This is a genomic window from Mycobacterium sp. (assembly GCF_049585075.1).
Classification (GTDB): Bacteria; Actinomycetota; Actinomycetes; order Mycobacteriales; family Mycobacteriaceae; genus Mycobacterium.
In genome coordinates this window covers 1-6,077 of the sequence record NZ_JBAUZA010000191.1, presented here as the reverse complement: position 1 = coordinate 6,077, position 6,077 = coordinate 1, and the positions used below count along the sequence as shown (strand labels likewise).

Genomic DNA, 6,077 nt, shown 5'->3' with positions numbered 1-6,077 from the left:
GGCACCGATCCGGCCACCGGGCGCCGCCGCGGATTGAAGACGGCGATTGCCACCGTGCGGGGCTGGCGTCGAGGGAAGCGCGCCAAGGGCGGACGCGGCGACCTGGCCGCCTAAGCTTGGCGCGGTTGGCGCCGGTTCAGGCGTGGCGGGCTGCTTCTTGGACGAGTTGAACGCGTGAGCTCAGCCCGAGCTTGCTATAGACGTGGCTGAGATGGGTCTCCACCGTTCGAGGTGAGATCAGCAGCCTGGCGGCGACATCCTTATTTGGTAGTCCTTCACTGACCAGTCTGACGACGGCGCGCTCGGCCGGGGTCAATGATTCCCATCCGGTAGTCGGCCGCTGCCGTTCACCACGACCGCGCTGAGCGTAGGCGATCGACTCTTCGGTGGATAACGCCGCACCCTCCGCCCAGGCGGCGTCGAATTCGCTCTCTCCGAACGCATCCCGCAAACGCTCGACCGCATTGACGTAGTCGGCATCGTGGGTCTTGAACCGCACGGCCCCCATGCGTTGGCGCAGCGTCTGGGCGGCGCCGAATAGCCTGGCCGCTTCGGGATGGCGGCTGGCATCGACGGCCAGGGTGGCCAGCAGCTCAAAGATGTCGGGAACAGCGAGCAGCGTCGTCAGGCCGGCCGCCGACGCCAGCGCCTCGTGTGCGTCACGTTCCGCTTGATCGTTCTGCCCTTGCGCGATCGCGACCCGGGCACGGGTGGTCTGCGCCAACACGCGATGCCACCCCGAGGCCACCGACACGGCTTCGTCGGCCCATCGACGCGCCGTAACCACATCAGCGAGCGCCAAGGCGGCTTCGGCCCGAAGGTGCATATACATCTGCTGGTGGATAGGGTTGGCGCTCAATTGTTTCCAGGCCGCGGCGCTCGCTTGCTCGGCATCGGAGACCTCGCCTGCGGCCAGTGTCACGATAGCCCGCACGCCATTGGCGTTGCCCGTCCAGAGGTCGCCCAACTCGGCGATCACCGACATGGGCGCGTCGAGGCTGGCCCGCGCGGCGTTGATATCACCCTGGTGGGAAACGGCCATCCCGTAAAAGCTCATACTCACGGCCCACCAGACCGCGTCGTTTCCCGCTTCCGCGTCGATTGCAACCTCATGCAGCTGGGTACTGCCCGCCGCCAGATCCCCAGTAATTGCCTGCGCCCAGCCGAGCCACGTGCGGCACTGGAGGGTGGTAAAGCGGTCTCCGACGGCGGCTGCCATCTGGCATGCTTCCTCGCCGGCCTCGCGCGTCGCAATCGGGTCACCCCGCATGAAGCCCAAATTTGTTTGCCAGCCGAGGATCTGGCTCAGAGTCCACTTATCACGCAAGGCGCGGGCAAGGCCGATGGCCTCGTCGAAGTACCGCGAGTCGGCCTCGCCACGGTAGGCGGCCATGACTCCGGAGGCGGTCAGCGTTCGTGCCAGCAGAGCCGGATCTCCGATCTCACGCGCGATCGCCAGGCCTTGTGTGGCCCAACCAGCGCTGTCAGCGCCCACCGCCCACGTGTGGAGCAGGGCTCTGTCGGCGAGCGCGCGCGCCTCCACTTCGGGTGCCACATCACCGCGGCGACCCCCACTCTCGGCGAGGGCGGCGTCGAACCAGCCCATTAACGACTCGTGGATTCGGCCCCGCGCCAGCCAGAGCGGGACCAACGTAGAAGCCAAACGCAAAGCAATCTCCGCGTTGCCGCCGTCGAGGGTATAGCCAAACGCGGCCCGAAGATTGTCGATCTCGGCTTCGACGCGGTTGACCAGCTTTTCGTCGCTGGCGTCGGCTGGGTCGTCGAGTTGACCGGCGATCGCCACGTAATGGTCGCAATGGCGGTTCCGTACATCGTCGCCGTTGCCTGACTCGCTGAGTTTTTCCAGCGCGTACTGGCGCACGGTCTCGAGGAGCCTGTATCGCGTTGCACCGCCGTTGGTTTCGGCTACTACCAGCGACTTGTCGACGAGCAGGGAGATCTGGTCGAGCACCTGATAGCGCTCGACGTCACCGTCACAGGCAACCGCACGCGCGGCCGCGAGGTCAAACCCACCGACAAATACCGCCAATCGTCGAAACAACACCCGCTCCGGCTCGGTCAACAACGCGTGCGACCAATCGACCGATGCCCGCAACGTCTGTTGTCTGCGCACGGCAATGCGATTGCTCCCCGTCAAAAGGCGGAAGCGGTCCTGCAGGCTGTCGCGGATCTCGTCGACCGATAACGCGCGCACCCGCGCCGCCGCAAGCTCGATCGCCAGCGGCATCCCGTCTAGGCGGTGACAGATCTCGGCGACGGCGGTGGCGGTGTCGGTGATCGTGAAATCTGGCCGAGCGAGGCGCGCGCGATCGATGAACAGTTCGATCGCCTCGTCGGCAAGCGACAGTGACGGCACCCGCCAAGTCACCTCACCGGCGACGCCGATCTGTTCGCGGCTTGTGACTAGCAACCTCAACCCGGCACAGGCGTCGAGCAGCGTCTTGATCAGGTCCGCCGTCGCGTCCAGGAGATGCTCGCAGTTGTCGAGAACGAGGAGCATCTGGCGATCACCGACAAATCCGAGCAGTGTCTCAGTGGTAGAGCGACCCGGTTGGTCGGGCAGGCTCAGGGCGCGAGCGGCCGCGATGGCGACCATGTCCGGATCGGTGATAGGCGCGAGGTCGACGAACCACGCCCCGCCGTCGAGGTCCTCCGCAAACAAGGCCGCAACCTCGATAGCAAGACGGGTTTTGCCCACCCCGCCGGCGCCCGTCAGCGTCACCAACCGGTTGGCCGCCAGAATCCGGCGCATCTCCGCCAGTTGTTCGGCGCGACCGATGAAGCTCGTCAGCTGCACCGGAAGCTTATGCGCGGCAACGGTCTTCGACGTTCGCAATGAGGGGAACTCGTTATTGAGATCCGGATGACATAGCTGCAGCACTCGTTCGGGGCGGGGCAGGTCGCGAAGCTTATATGTGCCCAGATCTTTCAGCCAGCCATCGTTGGGCAGGTTGTCGGCGACCATCGCCTCGGTGGCCACTGACAATACGGTTTGGCCGCCATGAGCCAGGTCGCGCAGTCGGCCGGCACGGTTGATCGTCGGACCGATGTAATTGCCCTCGTCGCGGAATTGGATATCGCCGGTGTGAATGCCGATGCGCAGCCGGACCGGGCTCAGCGGGGCCCGCTGTAAGTCGACGGCGCAGGCGACCCCGTCTCCGGCACGGCTGAAGGCGATCACGAAACTGTCGCCTTCGCCCTGCTCGATCGGGCGGACTCCGTGATGGGAGGCGACGAGCTGACCTAACGTGCGATCAAGGCGCGCGACCGCTGCCGCCATCTCGTCGGGCTGGGCCTGCCACAGCCGTGTTGAGCCCTCGATATCGGCAAGAAGCAACGTCACCGTTCCGGTCGGCAACAACTCGCTTACGCCTATCTCGCTCCAGTTCACCGGCGGGATATCCGCGCGTTCGTTCATGTTAGCCAGCATGCGACGAACGCGGGTTGTAAAACATCAGTGCAAACACGTACAACCGCCCGTTCGTCCCGCGCAGATCGATCCTCGAACGCACGAAGGTAGCCGAAGGCGTCACCGTGCGGCGCCGCCGATGTGGGCCTCCCGACCTGGCCGCCTAAGCTTGGCGCGGTGGAGGTCGTCACAGCGCATCCGATCGTCGATGCCGTGCTGGATCGGCATCGCGACGCGTTAGGCGATGACCTGGCTGCTTACCGCAACCACGTATACCGCTGCATCACCTATCACCAGCTGCTGCTTGGTTTTTCGATCCCCGACGTCGCAGCACTGGCGTGGGCGACGCACGATCTGGGCATCTGGACCGCCGGCAGCTTCGACTACCTGAGGCCGTCGGCGGACCTCGCGGCGGCGTATGCCGACGAGTTCGGCATCACAGACATCGATCAGCTGTGCGCGTTGATCACCGAACACCACCGGCTGCGCGCAGTCGATGACCAGGTCACCGAGACGTTCCGCAAAGCTGACCTGGTGGACGTCAGCCATGGCTTGCTGCACAACCGAATTGGGCGCTCGGCCGTCCGGGCCGCGGTCGCGCGGTTGCCGTACAGCGGATTCCATGTATTCCTCGCCAAGGGCCTGACCGGGTACGCGCTACGCCATCCGCTGCGCCCTTTGCCGATGATGCGCTGGTGATGCCGCCCGCTCAAGCCGCTTCGGCAATGGCGACCAGCCGCTGCAATATCGCCAGCTGCTGCTCGTAGTCGCCGTCGAGTTTTGCCAACAGCGTGGTGATGCCCGCTGCGCGGTAGCGGCTCACCCGGTCGGCGATGGCGTCGGGTGTGCCGAGCAGATTCGTCAGGCGCACGAGGTCGAGCGGCACCGAGGCACGGGCTTCGTCGTGTTTCCCCGCTTTCCATAGCCCGGCGACGGTGTCGACCTCGCTGCCGTAACCCAGCCGGGTGAACGCGTCGTTGTAGAAGTTCTGGCCTCCTGAACCCCCGGCGCCCATCGCGCCGATGGTGAACGCGTATCCGTCGGCGTGGCGGCGCGCGGCGGCGTCGGCGGCGGCTTCATCGTCGTGGAACTCGACGGCGACGGGAGCGACCAGGTCGAGCTGGTCAAGGGTGCGCCCGGCTCGCTGGGCCCCTTCCCGCAACGGGCCGAAGAACACCTCGGCGGCTTCCGGGATGAAGGCGTTGCCCAGCCAGCCGTCCGCCGCCTCGCCGGTCAGCCGCAGGTTTTGCGGGCCCATCGCCGCCACGTAGACCGGGACATGATCGGGCCGCACCAGCGGTTTTAGCGCGGCGCCGCGACTGTCCGGCAGTGGCAGCGGGTAGATCTCGCCGGCGTGCTCAAGTCGCTCGCCGCGACTGATGGTGCGGATGATCTCGATGGTCTCCCGGGTGGTCTGCACCGGTTTGCGGAACCGGACACCGTGCCAGCCCTCCATCACCCGTGGCCCTGAGGTGCCGATGCCCAAGATGAAGCGGCCTGCGGAGAGCTCCTGCAGGCTCAGCGCCGACGTCGCGAGCATCGCCGGACTGCGCGAACCCAACTGCACGACAAACGTTCCGAGTTTGATCGACGACGTCTTGGCGGCCAGGTAGGCCAGCCCGGTCAGCGCGTCGTAGCCCCAGACTTCGGGAACCCACAACGACGTCACACCGATCCGTTCGGCGGCGATTGCGAACTCCGCCGCGCCCGGTAAGCGGGGTTCGATCATCGCGCCGACCTTCATCCCTGGCATGCTACAAGGGTGCGATACCGCGATCAGCCCACAGTCGAAGTGACACAGCGCGTTCGATGTGATGTTGCTACCGCATGGAAGCTGGTGACCGACATCAACCTGCCTGCGCGCTGCTCGACGGAATTGCAGGCCGTCGAGTGGGTTGACGATGCCAACGAGGTCGCAGTCGGTGCACGGTTTCGCGGTCGCAACAAGCATGAGGCGTTCGGTGACTGGGCGACGGTGTGCGAGGTCGTGGAAGTCGAACCCGAACGCCGTTGGGTATACAACGTCACCGGGCCCGAAGGGGTAAGCGCCACATGGGGATTCGAGGTCGAGCCAGCCAGTGATGGTGTGCTGGTTCGGCAGTGGGGACGGATGGGGCCAGGCCCATCGGGTCTGACTCCTGCGATCCTCGCGCAACCGGAGAAGGAGGCCAGAATCATCTCCCGCCGCCTTGCCGAATGGCAGCAGAACATGGCGGCCAATCTCGAGCAGGTTCGGTCGCAGGCCGAGACCTGAGCGCTGACTCGAACCTTGATGACAGCCAGGGCGGGACATACGCGTGCAAGCTGATCGAAGTCCGCATCTTGCGGCGGTTGTGTCCGACCGGGAAGGCTGGGATTTGGATTGTTTGCATGAGAATGCGTCGCTAATATGTTCGCCGTTGTGCTTGCTTGCGATGCCGGTTTGTTGGCCCGGCGACTGGTTAGTGCTTTAACACCGTCTCGTTGAGCATTCGCAGCAGCCATTTCTGGTAGGCGTCTGCACTGAGGCCGCCGTAGTGGACGATGCGATGGTAGGTCTCCGGGCTTGTCAGGACCACTGTCGTCTCCACGAGGTCGTCGAACGGGATGTCGTCCCGCAGCCATCCGCGGTCGCGGCACACAGCGAGTAGTCGCCGGTGCTGAAGGG

At 65.3% G+C, this 6,077-nt stretch carries 5 protein-coding genes and 1 pseudogene; 3 read left to right on the top strand and 3 right to left on the bottom strand.

The window, feature by feature from the left end; translation table 11 throughout:
* A partial coding sequence (locus WB785_RS09085) for a hypothetical protein (RefSeq protein ID WP_424078590.1) occupies positions 1-114 on the top strand: 114 nt, incomplete at its 5' end.
* Between the two features lie 22 nt (positions 115-136).
* Here the strand turns inward: WB785_RS09085 and WB785_RS09080 are convergent.
* On the bottom strand, positions 137-3,451 hold the full coding sequence (locus WB785_RS09080; protein ID WP_424078589.1) for a LuxR family transcriptional regulator: 3,315 nt from the start codon (positions 3,449-3,451) through the stop codon (positions 137-139).
* Positions 3,452-3,607: 156 nt separating this feature from the next.
* On the opposite strand from WB785_RS09080, the gene WB785_RS09075 reads away from it, so the two are divergent.
* A complete protein-coding gene (locus WB785_RS09075; protein WP_424078587.1) occupies positions 3,608-4,129 on the top strand; it encodes a hypothetical protein in 522 nt (173 codons plus the stop codon).
* Between the two features lie 10 nt (positions 4,130-4,139).
* On the opposite strand, the gene WB785_RS09070 is transcribed toward WB785_RS09075, so the two are convergent.
* Positions 4,140-5,183 (bottom strand): LLM class flavin-dependent oxidoreductase, encoded by a 1,044-nt coding sequence (locus WB785_RS09070; RefSeq protein ID WP_424078586.1) that lies wholly within the window; start codon positions 5,181-5,183, stop codon positions 4,140-4,142.
* 9 nt (positions 5,184-5,192) lie between these two features.
* Here WB785_RS09070 and WB785_RS09065 point away from each other — a divergent pair, with 9 nt between their 5' ends.
* The gene (locus tag WB785_RS09065) at positions 5,193-5,684 is read left to right on the top strand and encodes an SRPBCC family protein (RefSeq protein ID WP_424078585.1); all 492 of its coding nucleotides are present in this window, start codon (positions 5,193-5,195) and stop codon (positions 5,682-5,684) included.
* 187 nt (positions 5,685-5,871) lie between these two features.
* Here the strand turns inward: WB785_RS09065 and WB785_RS09060 are convergent.
* Positions 5,872-6,077: pseudogene (locus tag WB785_RS09060) on the bottom strand (hypothetical protein); the annotation flags it as partial.

Coding starts and splice junctions, on each gene's coding strand:
- WB785_RS09080 (WP_424078589.1), bottom strand. CDS start 3,451: ATGCTGGCTAACATGAACGAACGCGCGGATATCCCGCCGGTGAACTGG.
- WB785_RS09070 (WP_424078586.1), bottom strand. CDS start 5,183: ATGCCAGGGATGAAGGTCGGCGCGATGATCGAACCCCGCTTACCGGGC.